This window comes from Kribbella sp. NBC_01484 (genome assembly GCF_036227145.1).
Classification (GTDB): Bacteria; Actinomycetota; Actinomycetes; order Propionibacteriales; family Kribbellaceae; genus Kribbella.
The window spans coordinates 8,161,927-8,182,658 of sequence record NZ_CP109437.1; the positions used below are offsets into that span (position 1 = coordinate 8,161,927).

A 20,732-nucleotide genomic window follows, 5' to 3' on the forward strand; every position below is an offset into this window, starting at 1 on the left:
CCGGAACGCACTGCCGGGCGCGTGCCGAAGGCCGGGATCGTCGGACGGAGATGACGTTCCCGATGTCGCCCGCGCAAGTGCGGCGGCGGAGAGTTCCTGGTGGTGACGGAGATGACACCTTTCCTGTTCGGCGTACCGTGGTTCTTCCAGGTGTGGGCGCGCCCCGACTTCGCCGACGCCCAGCGCGATCCGCAGCGCCCGGCCCGCTCCTGGCGTCTCTTCGGCCGGCGGCGCGCGGCAGACCCGGCTACCGGCCGCACAGACAGCCCGGAGCCGGGCACCGAGCCTTGGCCGTACCCGCCGTTGCTCCTGCCGTTGACCGAGGACGAGCTGATCACCTTCGGACGGGAGCTCACGTCCGAGTCCGACGTCATCGCCCGCCTGCTCGCCGAGCGCTGACGCCGCGGCGCAGCGTCGCTCTGTCCACCAACACCCGCCCGGCGAAACGAGGTCAGAACGGCAGGATGCGGCCGGACGGCGTACGGAGGTCGAGTGTCTCCGGCGGGCGCGGGCGCTTCGGCCGCTGGATCATCACCTGCCTGCGCTTCATGATCGGTCCCCCCTCGGGCTAGCGACGGCCGGCTACGAACTCTCACTGCGGGCGACAGATCCGCCGTCCAGCCCAGCCAGAATCGGAGCGGGCTTGAATCCCTTGACGATGAGATAGATACCGAACGACAACTCCCAGAAGAACTCCGGAATCGTCGCGACGCCCTGCACCGTGCCGCCACGCTCGATGACATCGAACATGACCAGGATGCCCGAGACGACGATCAGCGGACCTCCGATGAGCCCCAACATCGTCATGCCTCGTGGCACCAAACCAGACCGATACATCAGGTAGCCCAGGATTATTCCGTTCGCGACGCCGGCGCAGAAGCCTGGTCCGATCAGGAATGCGCGATCGTAAATCGCGACGAAAGCCTGGCCGAGAGCGGCGTCCGTGCCGGCCGTGCCTTCCTGCCGCATCAACAGGAACGTGAGCATGCTGACGATACCGATGGCGATGAAGGTGGCCTCGACGAGACGTGCTGCGACGTAGCCCAGAGCGAGGCTTTCGCTATATCGCCTATAGATTCCGTACGGCACCACGGCGGTGCCGATGTTGGCGATGATGACGATTAGTTCGAGGGTCGCGCCCAAGGCCACGCTCGAGGTGGGGTCGGCTCCGGCTCCGGTGATGTGGTCGGGATGATCCCGCACCGGCGCGTAGAGGATGAAGTACGCCGGGATCGAGGCGACGAAGGTGACCACCATCAACCAACCCGTCAGGGTGGCAATCTTCCTCGCATTCACCGTGCTGCTGTAGCGATCCGTGCCCGTGTCCATTTGAAACCGCCCCCCGAGCGGACATAACTCGGCAACCCCCTCCGGTCCCCAAACGCACGATGCGACCGCTCAAGCCTCAGCATGTTCCTTCCCACTGGAACTGTCCACCACCCAGCCCTGGCTCACTTGACCAGCGGTGCTCCGCTTTGGACCGAGGAAACGACATTAGCCCTGGCGGTGGCGCCAGCGGGGAGCGACGATCTCCCACTCGCGTTCCCAGGCGCGCATCCGGCGTCGGTTCAGTGGTACGACGGACAGTCGCGCCAGGCCGGCGATCAGCAGCCACGAAACCATCGCCAGGCTCAATCCGACCGCGCTGCCGATCGCCGCACTGTCTCCGGCGGGCCGCGGCGGAAGAGTGATCGCACCCGAACTGTCGAGCCAGACAATCACCTCGGCGTCCTTCTTCGTCCCGAACGCAACGTTCGCCCGCCCCTCGTGGGGCCGGCCGGCCGGATCGATCCACGTCACTCGGACCGTGGTATCGACCTGTCCAGTTCCGTCGGGGGCCGACTCGGTGTCCTCCAACGTCCGTGCCTGTACCTGGGTCAGAACGGCGCGCCGATGTGCCGCGGCGTGGTCACTCGCGTTCCGTAAGGCGGTGCCCGTAGCGGCAGCGATTGGAATCATCAACAGGGCAGCGAGCACGGCACCCAACACGATCGCCGACTCGATCCGATCCACGCGGCGGCGCAACGGGTTGCGCCCGTACCCGAGCCGGCGCGCCCGCATCAGCACCCACAGTTCCCCAGACCTGCTCCGGCCGATGCTCATCGCGAACTCCTCCCCTGTCTACACCATGCCTGTCCGCCGCTGCTCGTGGCAGGGCCGAAAGTCCCGCCTGCCGGGAGAACAGGCCGGACCTAGGTCTGGGCGGGTCGCGTTCCCGGTTGGTGGACGATGGCTGTCGGGCCGGTGGCGTGCTGCAGGATGCCGCGGGCGGTCCCGCCCAGCAGCAGCGCCATCATCCGCCGGTGACTGCGGCCGCCGACCACCAGCATTTGGGCGCCTGCCTCGCGGCCGGCGTCGGTCAATCCGGCGACCGGGTGGCCGCGCCTGAGCTCAGCCTCGATGCTGACGCCGGGGTACTTGTCGCAGCACCGCCGTACTGTCGCATCCAACCGGTCGCCGTAGTAGCGGCGCGCGGTTTCGGCAGTGCCCGCCGTGTCGGGCTCGTCTCCGGTGAACATCGTGGGAATGTCCCAGATGTGCACCAAGCGGACCGGAGCCCGCCGCTCCGCGGCCAGGCCGACCGCGAAGTCGACCGCTGACTCGCAGTACTCGAGCTCGTCCACCCCGACCACGATCGGCGCGTCCCGATCGCCCGGACTCCACTTCGGCGGTACGACGACCACCGCCGTCTCGGCGCCGTACGCCACGGCTTCGGCCGTGGAACCGATCAGCAGCCGGCCCAGCATGCGACGCCCGTGCCGCCCGACCACGAGCATCCGGTCGTTCCCGGTGGATTGCGCGAGGATGTGCGCCGGCGTACCGGACAGCACGACGGCCGTGTGCAGCCCCTTGCTGTCACGGTGATCCAGGTACTCGCGGACGTCGGCCACCAGCCGCTTGCCCGCCTCGGTGGCACCACGTCCGTCGTGGAACAGGCCCGCCGGCGGCCGGTCGCCGACCACGTGCAGCACCCTGATCGAAGCCGCACTGAGCCCTGACTCGTACAGCGCCCAGTCGACGGCGCCGTTCGCGGACCAACTGTCGTCGATCCCGACGGCGATCGTGATCCGCTCTCTCATGACCAGTGCCTCATTGCTTGCTTCTCTACCCGCGCGCGCGTCGATGTCGTCGCCGGCGGTACGTCGGACGAACCTGGCTCCACCGTCACCCCAGCCCCCGGGCCCCATCCAGGGCCGGAGTGCCTTCCGATTCGGGACCAAAGCCACCCGGCGACTCCCGCGGATCGATACCTGCGCACGGCAGGACCCTTTGCGGGTCTTCCGGCCCTGCCGGGTTCAGCTGACCAACTGGACGCTGAAGGCAGAACAGTCGGCGGCGCGAAGAGGTGAGGACAATGCTGATCCGCGAGGTGATGACCACTCCGGCGGTGACCGTGATGACGCAGTCCTCAACCGCGACGGCCTTGTGGTTGATGCGTACGGAGCAGGTCGGCTCGATTCCCGTCGTCGACGACCGCGGCGCTCTGATCGGGATCATCGACGAGACAGATCTCGTCCAGGACGAGGCTCTGGTCGCTGACCGCGTCCTGGCATCGGCCGGGCGCGTCGCCGGTACGACGCCATCGCGCCGGGTCGGCGACGCGATGACCCACCACGTCGTCACCGTCAGTCCTGACGACCAGATCGACGTGGCAGTCGACCTGATGCAGTCGATGATGCTGGAGCAGCTGCCGGTCGTCGAGAACGACCACGTGGTCGGGACGGTCGGCCGCGGTGACATGACCCGCCTGCTCCCTTCGCCGAGCCGCTTCTGCCAGTTCGAGGCCTCGTGCGGTACGGCGCGCGGCGTGGACGCGGTCCGCAACCACCACTGAAGACAAATCCTGTGCCGCCCGGGACCTTTGTCTCTGGGATCGCCCTCGTGGCCAGGACATCGTAGAAGTAGACGCGCCGGAGACTCATCCGCCACGACGACGCGCACGAGTTCCGCGCGACAGACGCCGGAACCGCCGGCAGAACGAGGTGATGACGATGCTGATCCGCGACCTGATGACCACACCCGCGGTCACCGTGACGGCGCAGACGCCGATCGGCCTGGCGCTCCGGCTCCTCGACGATCGGAAGATCACCGCCATGCCGGTCGTCGACACGGCCGGCATCCTGGTCGGGATCGTCAGCGAGGCCGACCTCGTCCAGGAGGAGGGCCTGCTGGACGACCGCGTCCCCAAGGCCACCGTCCGGACGACCACGGACACGCCGGCCCGCCGGATCGCCGACGTGATGAGCCATCTAGTGGCCACCGTCGACGTCGATGACGAACTGGAGGTCGCGATCGATCTGATGTGGTCGACGATGGTGAAGAGCCTGCCGGTGCTGGACCACAGCCGCGTCATCGGCATGATCAGCCGCAGCGACGTCATCCACCTGCTGGCGGGCCGGGACGACCGGATCCGCGCCGAGGTTCGCGAAATCATCCAGGCCGAGAACCCTGGCTGGCAGGTCGACGTCCGCGACGGAGTCGTCACGGTGACCGGTCCGGCCGACCCCCGCGACCGCAACCTCGCCGACTCCCTGGCCGGCACTGTCCGCGGCGTCATCGCCGTTCGCATCTGCTGACTTGCCGGTCCGGCGACCGCCGTCCGCCGGCCGCCTCCGAGTGGTGAACGCCGCCGGCTCCGCGATCATCCCCGGCCTGACCGTCGCCGCCCGCCGCATCCGGACGGCCCGCACGCAGCAGCCATGATCGAGACACCGACCGCGAGCACACTGTCCATGGCCGACTGTGTGATCTTCCTCAGCGCCTGACCCGAGAGGCCTTCGGAGTAGTGACTTTCGGCCCTGCGTCCGGCGGAGGCACCGGAGGTGCAATGGAGATGGGCGAGGGAAGCCAGGTGTGAAGGGTACGGAGAAACGGCCCGCAGCCGTGCACCGTACATCTCGGCCCGCTGCAGTAGCGGTGGTGGGCTTCCCTCGCTCCACAGCGCTGAGATTCGGGAGGCGGAGCGATGACCACCACGGGCCCTGCCAACCTTCCCGGCGGCGATCCGGCTCCACAGCGCCGGGCAACCCGGCGGATGCGGATCGCGATCGTCGTCGCCGCGGTCACCGGCATCGCATTGATCGCCGTGCTGGCCGTCGTACTCCTCCGTGAGTCGGGATCGGAACCGAGCGTCGCCCCACCCCCGTCGGCCGGCGCGACCCCCACGACATCCGCCCGTACGACGCCTACGCCATTGCCGACACCGTCGAAGCCCACCACGACAGTCGGGCCCTTTGCCTACCAGGCCCTGTGGCCGTTCAGCTCGGTCGCCGGCGCGGCAGCATGGCAACGCAGCTATCGCAGTGGCGGACATCAGCCCTGGCATCTCGATCCGGAGCAGACGGCGCTGTCGTTCACGACCGGCTACCTTGGCTTCACCGAGGTCGACCGGGTGGTGTCCAGCTCGGTCAGCGGTGACGAAGCGCAGATCGGCGTCGGATACCAGGCCGAAGGCCGACTCGCCCACGCCGCGACACTGCACCTCGTCCGGATCAGTCTGGGACTGGACGCGCCATGGGAGGTCGTCGGGACCATCGACACCACCCTCACTCTGGACCACCCCCGGTACGGTGCAACCGTGACCTCACCGTTGACTGTGGGTGGGCTGATCACCGGTGTCGACGAATCCATCCGGGTCGACGTCCGACAGCTATCGTCCACCAAGCCGATCGGTACGTACTGCTGCCTCCCCGCCGGAGGTGAACGGCAACCGTGGTCGGCCCGGGTCAGCTTCACCGGCGCGACCGGTTCCGCATTGACCGTCGTCGCCTCGACCGGTGGTCACCTGCAAGGCGTCGAGGCTTTTGCCATCACCGGGCTGCACCCCGCCCCGGCCAACTGACCGCACACGTCCTGTAACCCGGCCGTCGATCGACAGGACGGCGTCCTCAACCGCGGCGAAGGCGCGGCCAGGGCGGTCAGGGCGGCCCTGGACCAGCGTTCGCGCTAGTTGCTTGCAGCAACGATATCTACGGTCGCAGGCTTACCACACGCGAGTACCTCGATCCGGTCGTTGTCCACAGCCCGGCACTTCTGTGGACAACCTCTTGTGAACGAAATCCCTTGAAAACAAGGGCATCCGGGTTTGAGAACTGTCGGCGAGGCTGTTTACAGTTTGTGTATGGAGATTCTCGGACAGCGACCGGTGTGGTCGATGAGCGGCAGCGACATGCTGTCCACTCTCGACGCCGCCTACGCCGAGATCGCCCGCCTGGAGACCCTCGCCCTGCACCTCATCGCCGGCCTCGACACCACCGGCCACGCCCACGAACTCGGCGCCGGCACCACCGCCCGGCTACTCACCTTCCGCTACCGCATCGACCCCACCAAGGCCCGCCGCGACGTCCACCTCGCCACCACCCTGCCCAAATACCCCGCCGTCGCCGCCGCCCTGCCCGACCCCAACCCCCTGACCGACGACCCAACGACCGCTACCGGCGCCAGCGACAGCGACCTGACCGACGACAACACGAGCGACAGCGACACGAGCGGCAGGAATGGGAGCGACGGCGAGCACGGCGCGGCTGCGGATGGTGCGGGTGTGGATGGTGCGGGCGGGACCTGTGCGGGGGTGGGGGTGTTGTTGCATCCGGCGCAGGCCGAGGCGATCGTGGCCGCGCTGGACAAGGTCCCGGCCACCGTCACGGCCGACGACCTGCGGGTCGCCGAACAGCAACTGGTCGAACTCGGCCGCACCCACGGCCCCCTCGACCTGCGCAAGGCCGGCCGGCTCGTCCGCGACCGGCTCGACACCGACGGCCCCGAACCCGCCGAACAGAAAGCCTACGACCGCGAGTCGCTCACCCTGAAGAACGCCGCCAACGGCGTCGCGTTCACCGGCTACCTGGCCAACGACAACGCCGAACTGTTCCGCACCCTCATCCACACCCACGCCAAACCCCACAAAACCATCGACGGCGCCCCCGACCCCCGCCCCCGCACCAAACGCCAAGCCGACGCCCTCACCACCCTCCTCACCACCACAAACCCCACAACGGGCACAGCCGCCGCCACCACCGCCCCACTCAGCCTCGTGCCCGCAGGCAGCGCCGCCACCACCACGGACACCACACCCGCGGGGACCGCCACCAGCACCGAGAACGCGGGCAGCGCGGGCAGCGATGCGGGCAACCGTCAAGGGCGCGGGGCCGCTCCTGGGCACGGCCCGAAGCCGCACATCATCGTCACGATTGACTTCAACGACCTCAAGGCCGCCACCGCCGACAAACTCGGCCACCTGATCTACGGCGACGCGCTGTCGGCGGCCACCATCCGCCGCCTGGCCTGCGACGCCCACATCCTGCCGATCGTGCTCGGCTCGGATTCCCAGCCACTCGACGTCGGCACCACCGTGCGGCTCGCGACCGGCCCGATCCGCAAAGCCCTGATCGCCCGCGACAAGGGTTGTGTCTGCTGCGGCGCCCCACCCATCTACTGCGACGCCCACCACGTCATCAGCTGGATCGACGGAGGCGCCACGAAGATCACCAATCTCGTGCTCCTGTGCAAACGCTGTCACCGCGACCTCCACGCCGGGCACTGGACCATCCAGATCACCAACGGCATCGTCGAGGTCGCCCGCCCCGCCTGGGCCACCCCCAACCCCATCCCCCGCGACAGATACCGGCCACCAACCACCACCCCCAACACCACCAAACCGACACCCCGCTCATCCACGCGCGTAGCAGCCGACGCGACCACACTCGACGCAACCACACCCAGGGTGACCACACCAGGCGCACCCGCCCGCGCCTGGCCACGCGACACCGACCCACCCTGGATCACCCCCGACGAAACCGCACGCCTCAACCCCTGGGGCGACACCCCCGACCACCGTGCACCCCACACCCACGACCAGCAGAAGCACCAGAACCACCAGGACCCGACCTCCGAACCCGGACCGCCGCGCCCACCCACCAGCACGTTCGACCCCTGGGGCGAAGACTCCGACAGCCGACCACACGACAGACCCAAGGTGCCAGTCAACGGAGGCCCGGATTGCACAGACGTCTGGGGCGATGCGGTGATCCCGAACCGAACCGTTCACCGGAGCAAACCCGAGGCCGACATCACCCCCAGTACGCCGTCAGCCCTGGCGCCAACCCGGAGCGCGGGCGTGGAGTGCGGGCGCGTCGATCGGACGTTCGATCCGTGGGGCGACCTTGCCTCCGAGTCCGACAACAGCAACCCTGGCGGCGACCACGACAATGACGGCGACAACGATTCGGGACCCGGCCGTCGCGCTGCTGGCCCACGGCGCGAACCCACCGGGCATCGCGGCAACACCGCCGCGGCCTGAACGACAGCCACCAAGAACCACCGCTGAAACAGCCCCACTATGCCGGCGCATGTCCAGCCACAGACAGACAACCGACCCTCATCCCACCAGTAGGGGCTACCGAGTACGACAGGTTCAGGTATTCCGAGCTGGATCGATGCGACTTGCCTCGGCCACGGCGTCAGCGACGCCGCTGCCATCATCAGCAAGCCACGCGAGGTTCCGTATCCCGACGACGGACGCGGTCACCGGCCACGCACAAGTACGACGGACGCGGTCACCGGCCACGCACAAGCGCGACGGACGCGGTCACCGGCCACGCACAAGTACGACGGACGCGATCACCGGCCACGCACAAGCGCGACGGACGCGGTCACCGGCCACGCACAAGCGCGACGGACGCGGTCACGGCCACGGACGAAAGCGATGCGGGTCCAGAGGAGGCGAAACAACCGGTCAGCTGCTCAGGCGGCGCTGGAGAAGGACCGAGGCCAGCGCGAGCATCCCGACGGCGAATCCGGCGAGCACGGCCAGGTTCGTCGCGATGTCCGCGACACCGCCCGCGCGCGACAGCACAGTGATCCAGGCGTCCACGGCCCAAGCGTGCGGGGTCACATGACCGAGGATGCGAACCTTGTCCGGCACGATCTCCAGTGGCCACATGCAGCCGCCGAGCATGGCGAACGCGATGCCGATCACTGGCCCCATCGCCGATGCCTGGTCCGGGGTCTTGAACGCGGCGCCGCTGAGCATCCCGGCGCCGGTGCCAACCAGCGCCCACGTGACAACCAGCGCGATCGCCGCCGGCAGGTTGCCCCAGCTGACGCCGAACAGCAACGATCCGGTACCGATGATCAGCGCCGACTGCAGCAGCGAGAACGTCAGGTAGAACAAGGATTCACCCAGCACCAGGTCACTCGCCCGGACCGGCGCGGCCAGCGCACGGCCGTAGATGCCGAGCTGGCGGTTCTGGACGACTGTCGCACCACCGGCCAGTGCGTTGATGAACACGAACAGCACCAGCATGGTCGGCGCGCTGTACCCGAATCCCAGTGGAAGGTAGTTGCTGCCGCTGGCCACGTTCTCGGTGCTCACCGTGATGCGTGGAGTGATCCGTTGCAAAGCAGTGGCTCTGGGCAACTGTTCGGCGACGGTGCTGCCGGTCTTCCGGGCGGCGAACGCAGCTGCCTGGATCCGCTCGGCATGCCGCGCGACCGCGGCGGAGACGGCGGATCGTACGGCGCCCTGCGTCGACTCCGCGCCGCCGGCCAGCACCGGAATCACCACGTCGTGTCCCCGCAACAGTGCCGCTTCCAGACCGGTCGGGATCAGCACCACCGCGTCCAGCTCGCCGCGCCGCAACGCCGTACGCGCGGTCTGCTCGTCGGACTGGAGATGCACCGGTCCGGTGGCGCCGAGGTCGTCGACGAGGGTGCCTGCAAGCGGCTGCCCGGAGGCCTGTGCTGACACGACGCCGATCCGGAAGCCACCCGGGTTCCTCACGACTGTGCCGATGATCGCGATCACGAGAACGGGCAGCAGCACGACGAAGAACAGCGCCGTCCGGTCGCGCAGCATCCGGCGCAGCGAGGCGCCGGCCACAGCCAGAGCTGTCATGAGGCGGCCCTCCAGCGACCGACTGCCGCGGCGAGTACGCCGACCAGCGCGGCCATACCGAGAATGACAAGAACAGGTCGAACGACGCTCGTTGCGGCCGCGCCGGTGGCGAGATCGGTGAAGCCACGCAGCGCCCAGCCGTTGGGCGTGAGCAGCGCCAGCTTGCGCAGTGTCTCGGGTGCCTGACTGATCAGGACGAAGTTTCCGCCGAGCAGCAGCAGGGTGAAGGTGATCATCATCGCGATCCCGTCGGCCTGCCGTTCGGTCCGCGAGACCGCGATCACCAGAGCGGTCAGGGCGACCAGGACCGCCGACATCGCCAGGATCAACGCCGCGGCCGGGATCGGTGGACCCCACTGGGCGCCGAACGCCAACGAGGACACCACGGCGAGGCTGGTCAGACTCGCGACGCTGTAGGCGAAGGCCGCCAGCGATTTGCCGAGCAGTACGACGCCCCGCCGGATCGGTGCGGCGCTGATCCGCTCGAGGGTGCTGTCGCGCTGCTCGGCGAAGTAGCTGTGCGCGGTGAAGCCGATCGCGAACAGGATGAACATGATGCCCATCGCCGGCGCGTAGTAGCTGGCGGTCGTCAACTGCCGGTAACCCGTCGCGCGAGCCTCGACCGATTCGGGCAACCTGAGGCCGGCCACCGCCTTTGCCAACTCCGCGGTCCGGCTCGGCGGCACTCCGGCCGCCAACGCGGCATGCACGGACAATCGGTCGGCGTTCAGCTGTGCGACATAGGCGTCCGCGACAGCCCGGGCGACCTGTGCCTCCAGCGGGTTGTCCGGACTGCCGAGCACCGTCAAGCCGATCGGTTCGTCACCGACTGCCGACGCACTGAACCCGGGCGGGATCACCAGGCCGGCGCCGACGTCGCCGTGATCCACCAACTTGCGGGCCTGCTGCTCGTCACCGACCGGCTTCACCGTCAGGACGTCGGACAGGTCCGGCCCGCTCAGCGCCGTACGCAAGGCGACGGCGATCTGCCCGTGGTCGTTGTCCACCAGTGCGACATCGGCATGGAAGGCCTCCACCGAGGAGAAGGCGAAACTCATCAGAGCAGCCACCAGCACGGGTGCGACGAAGCCGAGGATGATGGCCGAGCGGTCCCGGAAGCGCTGGCGCAGATCCTTGGCGGCGATCACGAGGGCTGCGTTCACGATCACTCCCGCAAGGCAGTGCCGGTCAGGTGCAGGAACACCGCTTCGAGGTCGGGTTCGGCCACTTCGACCGACCGAACCGGCGTGCCCAGATGCTCCGCGGCCTCCAGTACGGCGGGCAGCAGCCGACGTCCGTCACGGGCCAGCAACTGCACCTCGCCGTCCTTCACGTCCGCGCGGTCGATCCCGTCGAGGCGACGGCAGCGGTCGGCCAGCGCGCCGAGGTCACCGGTCGCGGTCAGATCGATCCGGTCGTGCTCACCGAGCTGCGCGACCAGCTCACGACGCGTGCCCTCGGCAACCAATCGGCCGTGGTCGATGATGCCGACGCGATCGCACAACCGCTCGGCTTCCTCCATGTAGTGCGTGGTGTAGAGCACCGCCATACCTGCCGCACCGAAGGCGCGCACGCTCTCCATCACGGCGTGCCGGCTCTGCGGATCCACCCCCACGGTCGGCTCGTCGAGAACCAGCAGGGTGGGCTCATGCAGCAGACCGGCACCGATGTTCAGCCGCCGCTTCATCCCGCCCGAGAACGACTCGACCCGGTCGCGACCCCGCTCCGACAGCCCGATCAGGTCCAGCACCTCGCCGACCCGGCGATTCAGGGCCTTGCCGTGCAGCCCGTAGAGACGGCCGAAGAACCTCAGGTTCTCCCGCGCGGTCAGATCGGGGTAGAGCGCGATGTCCTGCGGCACGTAGCCGACGCACTTCTTCGCCGCGGTCGCCGTCGTGCTGACCGGCCGGCCGGCGATCAGAGTCTTGCCGGCATCCGAACGCAGCAGCCCGCACACCATCCGGATGGTCGTCGTCTTGCCGGCGCCGTTCGGCCCGAGCAGGCCATACGTCTCCCCCGCCGCCACCTCGAAGCTGACGTCGTCGACAGCGACCCGATCCCCGAACCGCTTGCCCAGATGCGATGCGACCAGCACCTGGCGAGTGGCCGGGCCGGCCTGCGCAGGAACAGTCTCGACGCTGTACATAAGTCCAGCGTCTGCCCCACCCGCAGCCACGGTCAGGGCAGACAGTCCCCCTTTCCCGGGACCATCGGCGATGCCTCAGCCAGTCGGGCGTTCACGAACATGCTCGTCGAAGAAGGCCAGGACCCGCCGCCACGAGTCAGCCGCCGCGTCCGGTTGGTAGTTGCGCCATCGGTCGTTGAAGAACGCATGCTTGGCCCCCGGATAGACCTTCAGATCGTGCGCGATACCGGCGGCCGTCAGTTCGGTCTCCAGTACGCCCGCAGCCTTGGTCGTGAAGTCCTTCCCGGGCCAGGAGCCGACCACGGGGCACAACCTCCGAATCGCCTCGCGAGGTCTCGGAGCGGAGCCGTAGAAGGGGGCGACAGCCGTCAGCCGGGCTTCGGTACAGGCCCAGGTGAGGACAATGGATCCGCCGAGGCAGAACCCGATGGCACCGATCCGCTCGCCGTCCACGTCGGGATGGCCGGCCAGCCGCCCCAGCGCGTCCTTCAGGCCGGGAACGCCGTAGTAGTCGAGGTTGCCGGCCAGTCCGCCGACGAGCATCCGGGCCATGCAGACGGCACGGCTCCGTCCCTCGAACAGGTCCACGCCCAGGGCGGCATATCCTCCGCCGGCGAACCGGCCGCAGATGTCGCGGATGTTGTCGTTGAGCCCGAAGGCCTCATGAACGACAACCACACCGGCGAACGGACCTCCCTCGTCGGGCAGAGCCAGGTAGGAACTCTCCAGCGATTCGGTTCTCATGGTGCCTCCTGATGCAGTCTTTTCGGCGCGGGCGGCACGACCAGGACCGGGACATCGGCGAATTCCAGCAAGTGTTCGACGTTCACCGGCGCCATGCGGCTGCCGGCCGGCAGCCGTGGTTCCCGCGCGACCACGATCAGGTCCGCGCCGCATCGGCCGACGGCCGCCAGCACCTGCTCGGCGCCGTGCCCGGACAGCACCTCCGTCTCGGCTGCCACGCCTTGGCGATCCGCCATCGTGGCGACCCGGCTCACCATCGCCACCGCACCCCGAGCCCGTCGACTCGCCGCATCCGGGATCGCGGCTGCACTGAGCCGAGCGTCCAGCACGTGGTCCTCGACGACCGTGACCAGCGTGAGCCTTGCGCCGGCCGCCGCGGCCAGGTCGACCGCCACTCGCGCTGCATGCAGGGCCGCCGCCGAGTCGTCCACCACCACCAGGAACCGGTCCGTCATCGGTCCTCCCGGGACGCATTCGCCGCCGCCCAGCGCAGCCGCAGGTTCTCCTCGCGCTCTGTCTCGTCGAGGCGCTGCACAATCTCGGCCAGACGCCGGTCGAGCTTGGGGATCCAGCGCTGTTCGAGCGCGCGTTGTTGCTGCCGGGTCAGCGCCAGCTCGGCGGCGACCTGGGCGACCGCGCGCTGGGCCGCGGCCAGCCGTACCGCGGCGAGGAGCGCGGTGCGGTGGGCTTCGACCGTATAGGCCAAGGCAGAGCTTCCGGCCGGTTCGGGCCGCGGAACGAAGCGGATCTCGGCACTGGTCGGATGTCGCACACCCATGGTCACGTCGTAGCCGATGGTGACGTCGGCGGCAGCCAATGGGGTCGACGCTTGCAGACCGCGTTGACCGTCCAGCGCAGTACTTCGCCGCAGCCAGTTGGTCGCAACACGCGACTCTTGCTCGAAGGTCTCGGCAGCTCGAGCGGCGGCCAGCTCCAGCCGTTCGCACTCCACCGCGAGCGCTCGTTGTTTGCGATCCAGCAACTCGACCGCACGCCGTGCGGTCGCCAGTCGGGCGGTCAGTGCGAGCCGTCCGGCGCGGCCGGTGGCCGCCGCGCCGCTCATCGTCCACCGCCCGTCAGATGCTCGGCCAGCAGGGCGCGCGACAACATGGTCAGTTCACGCCGAGGCAACACCGACACGGCCTGCCACAGCCGGTCCAGCGTCTCGTCGAAGCTCCGCGCCTCGTCAACTCGCTGGCGTAGCAGTGAATCCTCCAGCGCAGTGGCGTAAGCCAGGTAGCCGCGATCGATGGCGCTGAGCGCACCGCCGCCGATCAGGTCTGCCAGTTCGGCGGCCTGCCGAGCCCGCGCGAGCGCGGCGATCGCCTGGGCGGCCAGGTCCAGGTGGTCGGCTCTGGTCCGGCCTGGACCGGCACCGTGGCGCATCAACCGCGACAGCGAACTGAGTACGTCGAGCGGCGGGTACAGGCCGCGCGCATGCAGATCCTCTGCCAGCACGATCTGTCCTTCGGTGATGTACCCGGTCAGATCCGGCACCGGATGGGTGATGTCACCGGCAGGCATCGTCAGGACCGGCATGATCGTGACCGAACCGGGCCGGCCCCGGATCCGGCCGCACCGCTCGTACAGCGAAGCCAGATCGCTGTACAGATAGCCCGGATAGGCACGCCGGGCCGGGATCTCCTGACGCGCCGCCGCCACTTCGCGCACCGCTTCGCAGTAGCTGGTCATGTCGGCCATCACCACCAGCACGTGGCTGCCCAGATCGAAGGCCAGGTGCTCCGCGACCGTGAGTGCGATCCGGGGCGTCAGCAACCGTTCGATCACCGGGTCGTCCGCGCTGTTCAGCAGCATCACCAGCTCCCCCGCGGCGGCTCGCCCCTCCAGCGCCGTACGAACGAAGTCGATGTCGGCATGTGGCAGGCCCATCGCCGCGAAGACGACCAGGAAGGGGTCGCCCACCGCGGAGGCCTGGGCCGCGATCTGCGTCGCGAGCTGCAGGTGAGGCAGGCCGGGTACCGAGAAGATCGGCAGCTTCTGCCCGCGGACCAGTGTGGTCAGCGCGTCGATCCCGGACACGCCGGTCAGCACCGGTTGCCGCGGTGGCTCCCGCTCGACCGGGTTGAGCGGCCAACCGTTCACCGGCGCGGTGATCGAGCCGAGCACCGGCGGCCCACCGTCCAATGGCTCGCCGCGCCCGTCACAGATCCGGCCGAGCCAGCCGGAACCGAGCGGGATCCGGAACGGGCTGCCGCTGAATCCGATCCGGACCCCGCCGAGACGCATCCCGTCGGTGCCTTCCAGCACGTGCAGTACGGCGAGGTCGTCGGCCACCTCCAGCACGACGCCGTGGCGTTCGGTGCCGTCGTCCAGCCGTACGACGGCCGACTCGTCCCAACCCACGTCACGGACGCCACGCACCACCAGAAGCGAACCACGCAGCGACTCCACAGCGCCGTACTCGAGGTCTGAACCCGTACTCATGGCAACGCCTCCAACGCGGTCAGGATCTCGGTCCGGCACCGCTCGAGATCCGCCTGCTCGGGAGCGTCCTCCCGCGCCCTGATCAGCGCGCCGAAATCGAACTCCTCCAACTCCGTCGCCGCCACCCCTCGATCGACCAGCGCCAGGCAGCGGTCGACGACATCGAGCACCAACTGCAGCAGCTCAGCGCCGCGCTCGACGGTGCAGCTGGCATCGACCGCGCTCAGCGCGCTCTGCGCCAGGACCGTGTCGCGCAGCAGCCGGCCGCCGAGGATCGTCATGCGTTCGCGCCCGGGCAGCGTCCGGGTGCCGACGATCTCGGCGAGCTCGGTCAATCGCGCCGCCTCGGCCAGCAGGGTCATCGCCCGGGCTCGCCGCGCGGCCCAGCCCTGGTTCCCATGACCGGCGTGCCAGGCACCCACGGCGGCCACGTCGTGCGAGTACGACGCCGCCCAGCTGACGGCCGGATAGTGGCGCGCGTACGCGAGGTCGCGGTCCAGCGACCAGACGCCGCGGACGAATCGCTCAGTCGCGGTGGTGACCGGCTCGGTCAGGTCACCACCGGGTGGGGACACGGCACCGACGACCGTGACGGCGGCGACCTGGCCGCCGTGCGTCCGGACCCGGCCGGCTCGTTCGTAGAACGCGGCGAGTGCCGAGGACAAGTCGGCCGGATACCCCTCCTCCGCGGGCAGCGCTCCCGTTCGGGACGCGAACTCCCGCAACGCTTCGGCCCAGCGCGAGGTCGAGTCGGCCACGACGACCGCGTGATATCCCATGTCCCGGAAGTACTCCGCCACTGTGACGCCGGTGAACACACTGGCCTCTCGCGCCATCATCGGCATGTTCGACGTGTTGGCGAGGATGACCGTACGGTCGATCATCCGCCCACCGGTGCGCGGATCGGCGAGCTCAGCCAGCTCGCCCAGCACGTCCGCCATCTCGTTGCCGCGCTCACCACACCCGACGTACACGATGACGTCGGCATCGCACCATTTCGCCACCTGCTGCAGCAGCACGGTCTTGCCGGTGCCGAATCCGCCCGGCACCGCGGTCGTCGAACCCGCACCGATCGGGAACAGCAGATCCAGCACGCGCTGCCCGGTGTGCAGCGGGACGAAGGTCTCCTCGCGGCGCTCGAACGGCCGCGGCCGGCGGACAGGCCACTGCTCGAACAGACCCACGTCGACGTCTCCGACGCGCGCCACCGTCGCGTCCGCCGGCACCTTGCCGGCCTCGGCGAGGAATCGCAACTCCCCGGTCACTCCCGGCGGCACCAGCACGCGGTGCTCGATCGCTCCCGAACCTGTCACCACTCCGAGCACCGCGCCCGGCGACACCTGGTGTCCCTGTTCCATACCGGGCACGAAGTGCCAACGATCCCCTGCGGACTCCTCCAGGGACAATTGCTGCGGAGACAACCACGTCGGCGCGGTCGACAGCGGACGCAGCAATCCGTCGAAGACCTGTCCCAGCAGGCCTGGTCCGAGACGGGCGGACAGTGGGCGCCCGGTGCGGTGAACCGAGTCGCCGACCCGCAGGCCCCCGGTGTACTCGAAGGCCTGCAAGGTGCAGGTGTCACCGCTGATCGCGACGACCTCGGCCGGGATCCGGAGGTCACCGAGTTCCAGCACCTCGTACATCGCGGTGTCCGGCACATCTCGTACCTCGACCAGCGGACCGTTGATGCGCCGAATCCGGCCCGGTTGCGTCATGCCGCCCACAGCTCTGCCACCTCCGCACCCGACCGCTCCAGAGCACGTTCCGCCAACGTCGGAAGGGTCAGGTCCAACCGCCGGTCACCAGCCGAAGCCAGTACGCCGCCGTCCGCACTGTCCGCGACCGTCGCGTCGGAACCCAGCTGAGCCAGAGCTCGTTCGGCCAGGTGGCGCCGGAGCTCTTCATATCCAGGGCTTTCGGCCAGGGCCTTCGCCCCAGCACGACACCGCCACCGCAGCTCGTCGTAGAGGTCTCGCTGTGCCGTGAGCATGCTCCGGCGCCCGTCCCGGCGGCTCTGAGCGAGCCGAGCATTCACGACCGCAGTCGCTTCGGCCGCTCCGTCAGCGCGAGCCGTGGCCAGCATCTCGTCAGCGGTACGTCGTGCATCGGCGAGCAGCTCGTCCTTGCGTTGGTGTGCGTTCCGAAGCACCTCCGCGGCATCGGCGCGGGCAGCCGCACGCAACGCCGTCCGAACCGGCTCCAGGGCGGCTTCGGCGATCGACGCGAGCGGACGGCTCATGGTGGCAACACCACCGTCAGCACTGCGGCCGACTCCAACACCTCGGGGCCGAGCGCGTCAGCGGCGGCCGGCGTCAGCAGCACCACCCCGACGTCAACGGGTAGCTCGTGCCAGCACCGCCGCACCTCGTCGGGTGTAGTTGCTGTGAGCAACTGTGCACCGGCGAGTCCGTACCCTGAGGTGCGGACCGGCTCTCCCAGCACGGCGACCGTGGTCATCTCGCCTGGCCCACCAGGATCAGGGCGACAATCAGGCCGTAGATCGCGATGCCCTCGGCGAGTCCGACGACCACCATCGCCCGGCCGAACAACTCCGGCCGCTCGCTCATCGCGGCCAAGGCCGCGGCGCCGGTGTAGGCGACCGCGATCCCGGCCCCGATCGCAGAGCCGGCCACCGCGATGGCCGCACCTAGCAGGGCAGACCCATTGGCCGCGGCCGCGGTTGCCGTGGCCACCTCCGGCCGGCCGGCCGCAAACCCCCAGTCCGCGGTCACGATGGTGATCAGCAAGGCGATCCCCGCGGTCAGCAGTACGACGTTCAGCACGGTCAGCAGGGCCGCCGCCCAGGGATGCCGGCGAAGGAAACTTCTCACGGTGTCACCTCCATGTCCTCCGCGGGCAGCCGCCACGGACGGAACGGCCGCCCGTCGGACTCGAACACCCGGGAGAACAGTTCGTAGTACTCGAGACGAAGGGCCTGGATGCCTGCGACCAGCGCCTCCAGGGCGAACGCGACGGCGGTACCGATGAGCAGCACCAGAACGGCACCCAGCCGGCCCACCGGCGAACCGCCGCCCCACAGGGCGGTCGCGCCCAGCCAGACGATCGCACCAAGGGCGGCGTGGGTCAGGCCGAAGGCGGCGAGGCGGGCGAACGAGACGACGTTCGAGCCGAGCCGGACGACCACATCGAACAACTCGACCACCGCCTGCAGCACTCCGGCGGAGCCACCACCGGCCACGGCGAGCAGACCGACGAAGGTGAGCACCAACCCGGCGATCGCGACCAGGACGGCAGCGAGCAGGATACCGCCGATGTCGAAGTAGATGCCGGCGACAACACCACCGAGCGCCAGGAACAGCAGGCTGCCGGCGATGCCGGTCCGCGCATAGAGGGCGAAACCCCAACCGCCCTCACGGAAGCGGTTGACGATGCCGAGGGCGTACGCGCCGCCCAGCAGCACCGCGCCGACACCGATCGCCGTCAGCAGCAAGGTGGTGACGGCGTCGATCGGGGACAGCCAGAGCACCGGCACCAAGCCGGTCGGACCGAACATCTCGCCGTACAAGAAGCCGAAGACGACGCTCATCGCGCCCGCGCCGGCCAGGAACGGCCAGGCCCGCCGGATCTTCGCGAGCCGGGCGAACCGTCCGCTGCGGACGATCGCAGCACCGATCAGCAGGAGCAGACCGTGACCGACGTCGCCGAACATCATCCCGAACATCGCGACATAGACGATCCCGGCGACCAGAGACGGATCCACATCGGCGTACGGCACCGTCGTATAGGTCTGCACGAGCAGTTCGAAGGACTGGCCGCGACCCTGCTGCCGCAACAACGTCGGCGGCTGGATGCCCGGAGGCTGCGAGAGAGGTACGGCGGCGCCGCCGATCGAGGCCACCTCGGAGGTCAGGCCGGGCATCGCCGCACTCGGTGTCCAGCCGAGCCAGGCCGTGACGGGACCGTGAGCGACCGCCTGAGCCGTTCGCCGCCGGAACTCCGTCTCGCGAGCCGACCAGCCCGGTTCGCGCTCCGCGGCGACGGCCAGCTCGACCTCGGGCTGCACCGGATCGAGGTCGACCACACCGGCCGCGTCCAGCCGCGCGAGCAGCTCACGGGATTGCTCGGCCGGGACGACCAGACCGATCCGCTGCATCCGCACCGGCCGCACGGCGTCACGCCAGGACATCGAGCACCTCCCCCGGTCCGGCGCCGAGCGCCGCGTCCCCGAGCGCGACCCGCACCCGCCAGCCGTCGACCGCCAGTACGGCGATCGCGCCCAGGAACGGCTCCACATCTGGCGTTCCGTGCCGCAGCAGCCGAAAGCCGTCCGACTCGATCCGGACGGCGAGACCTGTCTCGGCACGCCAGAGGCCGGACGGGGCGTCGACACCCTCCAGGACCCAGCGGCCGGCCACCGGGATCGCCTCGCGCAGCGCGGACACCGAACCCGCCCGCACCCAGTTCGTCCCGACCAACGGAGCCGCGGCCCGGACCAGCCAGTCGGCCGGTCCAGTAGTTGTTACTAGCAACTGTTTGGCCACCAGCAGGGCCGCCGCACCGGTCACCCACTCGATCGTCGGGGCCGCCTCGGCGGCAATCATCCGTAGCCAGCGCAGCGCGAGTACGTCGTGCAGCGCCTCCACAGTGCCGTCGCCCGGATCGCCCCACGGCGAGGCCGCAAGCGCTTCACGGAGAGCTTGTGGTGACGTGGTCACAGCGATCCGCGGCCAGGACAACGCCAGGCTGCCGAGGTCGTAGTACTGCCCGGACCGGCCGGGCTCGGCGAGGCTCCGTGCGTGCGTCTCGATGTTGGCGCGTTCGTAGCGCGCGCCCAGTGCCCGGGCCAGTCCGACCGCCGATCTGGGCAGCCAGCCCGCCAGCACCCGCAACTGCCACAGCTCCGCGGCCGCGACCAGCCGCTCTGCCGCCGGCAGGGACGTGCCCGGTGCCGACGCCTTCGTGTACGCCGTACCGCGGAGCAGACCGAGCGCATCGGACAGGTTCGGCGAGCCCGCGATCCGCCGGGCCGCACCGGCTCCGATGCGTCGCCGTGCCATCGCCTTCGCCCGGACGGTAGCGGCCACCCAGCCCGCGCCCATCACGCCGCTCCGGCTCGTCCGGCGTCGGCTCGAACCCGGTCGAGGATCAGGGCGACCAGCTCGTCCATCCGCTGCCGGCCGCGCCGGGTCAGCACTTCCGCCTCAGCTGTCGCGGTGGTCCGGGTGCGCTCGGCCACGGCATCCCCGCCGGCCGTGATCGCGGCTGCCGCCTCGGCGCGCTCGGCGGCTCCACGGGCGGCAGCGGAGGCAACCAGGCCGGCCGCCTCGCGTTGCGCCTCCTCGATCAGTTCGGCCGCCGTCTGCTCGGCGCTCGCGCGGATCTCCTGGCACTCGGCGATCACACCGTCCAGGGCGTCGAAGACCGCGACGAGTTCGGTAGGAACACCGGGGCGGTGGTCCACAGGTACGCCGACCGGTCCGGCTCCTCCCGGGGATCCAACGGGGCGGAAGCGGCGCAGCCGATCCAGCATCACGCTCATCG

At 69.5% G+C, this 20,732-nt stretch carries 23 protein-coding genes; 6 read left to right on the forward strand and 17 right to left on the reverse strand.

Going from position 1 to position 20,732, the window contains the following annotated elements; all coding sequences use genetic code 11:
* Window positions 1-111: 111 nt before the first annotated feature.
* On the forward strand, window positions 112-399 hold the full coding sequence (locus tag OG555_RS39445; protein WP_329478676.1) for a hypothetical protein: 288 nt from the start codon (window positions 112-114) through the stop codon (window positions 397-399).
* 183 nt (window positions 400-582) lie between these two features.
* On the opposite strand, the gene OG555_RS39450 is transcribed toward OG555_RS39445, so the two are convergent.
* The 3 genes from OG555_RS39450 to OG555_RS39460 all read right to left on the reverse strand — a co-directional run bounded on the left by OG555_RS39450 (window position 583) and on the right by OG555_RS39460 (window position 3,080).
* Window positions 583-1,329, reverse strand: coding sequence for a DUF4386 domain-containing protein (locus OG555_RS39450; protein WP_329478678.1), 747 nt, complete (start codon window positions 1,327-1,329; stop codon window positions 583-585).
* A gap of 165 nt (window positions 1,330-1,494) precedes the next feature.
* On the reverse strand, window positions 1,495-2,103 hold the full coding sequence (locus OG555_RS39455) for an Rv1733c family protein (protein ID WP_329478680.1): 609 nt from the start codon (window positions 2,101-2,103) through the stop codon (window positions 1,495-1,497).
* An 89-nt stretch (window positions 2,104-2,192) separates the two neighbouring features.
* Window positions 2,193-3,080 (reverse strand): universal stress protein, encoded by an 888-nt coding sequence (locus OG555_RS39460; protein WP_329478682.1) that lies wholly within the window; start codon window positions 3,078-3,080, stop codon window positions 2,193-2,195.
* Between the two features lie 275 nt (window positions 3,081-3,355).
* Between OG555_RS39460 and OG555_RS39465 the strand changes: the two genes are divergently transcribed.
* The 5 genes from OG555_RS39465 (at window position 3,356) to OG555_RS39485 (ending at window position 8,299) form a co-directional block, all read left to right on the forward strand.
* On the forward strand, window positions 3,356-3,835 hold the full coding sequence (locus OG555_RS39465; RefSeq protein WP_329478684.1) for a CBS domain-containing protein: 480 nt from the start codon (window positions 3,356-3,358) through the stop codon (window positions 3,833-3,835).
* A gap of 157 nt (window positions 3,836-3,992) precedes the next feature.
* A complete protein-coding gene (locus OG555_RS39470) occupies window positions 3,993-4,577 on the forward strand; it encodes a CBS domain-containing protein (RefSeq protein WP_329478686.1) in 585 nt (194 codons plus the stop codon).
* Between the two features lies 1 nt (window position 4,578).
* Complete coding sequence (locus OG555_RS39475) at window positions 4,579-4,704, forward strand: hypothetical protein (RefSeq protein WP_329478688.1); 126 nt, start codon at window positions 4,579-4,581, stop codon at window positions 4,702-4,704.
* 262 nt (window positions 4,705-4,966) lie between these two features.
* The gene (locus OG555_RS39480) at window positions 4,967-5,842 is read left to right on the forward strand and encodes a hypothetical protein (protein WP_329478690.1); all 876 of its coding nucleotides are present in this window, start codon (window positions 4,967-4,969) and stop codon (window positions 5,840-5,842) included.
* 279 nt (window positions 5,843-6,121) lie between these two features.
* Window positions 6,122-8,299 (forward strand): HNH endonuclease signature motif containing protein, encoded by a 2,178-nt coding sequence (locus OG555_RS39485; RefSeq protein WP_329478692.1) that lies wholly within the window; start codon window positions 6,122-6,124, stop codon window positions 8,297-8,299.
* A gap of 435 nt (window positions 8,300-8,734) precedes the next feature.
* On the opposite strand, the gene OG555_RS39490 is transcribed toward OG555_RS39485, so the two are convergent.
* From OG555_RS39490 to OG555_RS39555, 14 genes are all read right to left on the reverse strand, one after another.
* Window positions 8,735-9,895: an ABC transporter permease gene (locus OG555_RS39490; protein ID WP_329478694.1), complete on the reverse strand. Its 1,161-nt coding sequence runs from the start codon at window positions 9,893-9,895 to the stop codon at window positions 8,735-8,737.
* Entirely contained in the window at window positions 9,892-11,058 is a 1,167-nt protein-coding gene (locus tag OG555_RS39495; protein ID WP_329478695.1) for an ABC transporter permease, read from the reverse strand. The genes OG555_RS39490 and OG555_RS39495 overlap by 4 nt, the downstream gene beginning before the upstream one ends.
* A 2-nt stretch (window positions 11,059-11,060) precedes the next feature.
* Complete coding sequence (locus tag OG555_RS39500; protein WP_329478696.1) at window positions 11,061-12,041, reverse strand: ABC transporter ATP-binding protein; 981 nt, start codon at window positions 12,039-12,041, stop codon at window positions 11,061-11,063.
* 75 nt (window positions 12,042-12,116) lie between these two features.
* Window positions 12,117-12,785, reverse strand: coding sequence for a dienelactone hydrolase family protein (locus OG555_RS39505; protein WP_329478698.1), 669 nt, complete (start codon window positions 12,783-12,785; stop codon window positions 12,117-12,119).
* Complete coding sequence (locus OG555_RS39510; protein WP_329478700.1) at window positions 12,782-13,240, reverse strand: universal stress protein; 459 nt, start codon at window positions 13,238-13,240, stop codon at window positions 12,782-12,784. The genes OG555_RS39505 and OG555_RS39510 overlap by 4 nt, the downstream gene beginning before the upstream one ends.
* A complete protein-coding gene (locus OG555_RS39515) occupies window positions 13,237-13,848 on the reverse strand; it encodes a V-type ATP synthase subunit D (protein WP_329478702.1) in 612 nt (203 codons plus the stop codon). The genes OG555_RS39510 and OG555_RS39515 overlap by 4 nt, the downstream gene beginning before the upstream one ends.
* Window positions 13,845-15,230 carry a V-type ATP synthase subunit B gene (locus OG555_RS39520; protein ID WP_329478704.1) on the reverse strand — a complete coding sequence of 462 codons (1,386 nt, stop codon included), beginning with the start codon at window positions 15,228-15,230 and terminating at the stop codon, window positions 13,845-13,847. The genes OG555_RS39515 and OG555_RS39520 overlap by 4 nt, the downstream gene beginning before the upstream one ends.
* The gene (locus OG555_RS39525; protein WP_329478706.1) at window positions 15,227-16,945 is read right to left on the reverse strand and encodes a V-type ATP synthase subunit A; all 1,719 of its coding nucleotides are present in this window, start codon (window positions 16,943-16,945) and stop codon (window positions 15,227-15,229) included. The genes OG555_RS39520 and OG555_RS39525 overlap by 4 nt, the downstream gene beginning before the upstream one ends.
* Window positions 16,942-17,469 (reverse strand): hypothetical protein, encoded by a 528-nt coding sequence (locus OG555_RS39530; protein ID WP_329478708.1) that lies wholly within the window; start codon window positions 17,467-17,469, stop codon window positions 16,942-16,944. The genes OG555_RS39525 and OG555_RS39530 overlap by 4 nt, the downstream gene beginning before the upstream one ends.
* Complete coding sequence (locus OG555_RS39535; protein WP_329478711.1) at window positions 17,466-17,687, reverse strand: hypothetical protein; 222 nt, start codon at window positions 17,685-17,687, stop codon at window positions 17,466-17,468. Before OG555_RS39535 ends, OG555_RS39530 begins: the two co-directional genes overlap by 4 nt.
* Window positions 17,684-18,061 carry an ATP synthase subunit C gene (locus OG555_RS39540; RefSeq protein ID WP_329478714.1) on the reverse strand — a complete coding sequence of 126 codons (378 nt, stop codon included), beginning with the start codon at window positions 18,059-18,061 and terminating at the stop codon, window positions 17,684-17,686. Before OG555_RS39540 ends, OG555_RS39535 begins: the two co-directional genes overlap by 4 nt.
* Window positions 18,058-19,377, reverse strand: coding sequence for a V-type ATPase 116kDa subunit family protein (locus tag OG555_RS39545; RefSeq protein ID WP_329478716.1), 1,320 nt, complete (start codon window positions 19,375-19,377; stop codon window positions 18,058-18,060). Before OG555_RS39545 ends, OG555_RS39540 begins: the two co-directional genes overlap by 4 nt.
* Entirely contained in the window at window positions 19,364-20,290 is a 927-nt protein-coding gene (locus OG555_RS39550) for a hypothetical protein (protein ID WP_329478718.1), read from the reverse strand. Before OG555_RS39550 ends, OG555_RS39545 begins: the two co-directional genes overlap by 14 nt.
* The gene (locus OG555_RS39555) at window positions 20,290-20,730 is read right to left on the reverse strand and encodes a hypothetical protein (protein WP_329478720.1); all 441 of its coding nucleotides are present in this window, start codon (window positions 20,728-20,730) and stop codon (window positions 20,290-20,292) included. Before OG555_RS39555 ends, OG555_RS39550 begins: the two co-directional genes overlap by 1 nt.
* Window positions 20,731-20,732: the final 2 nt, after the last annotated feature.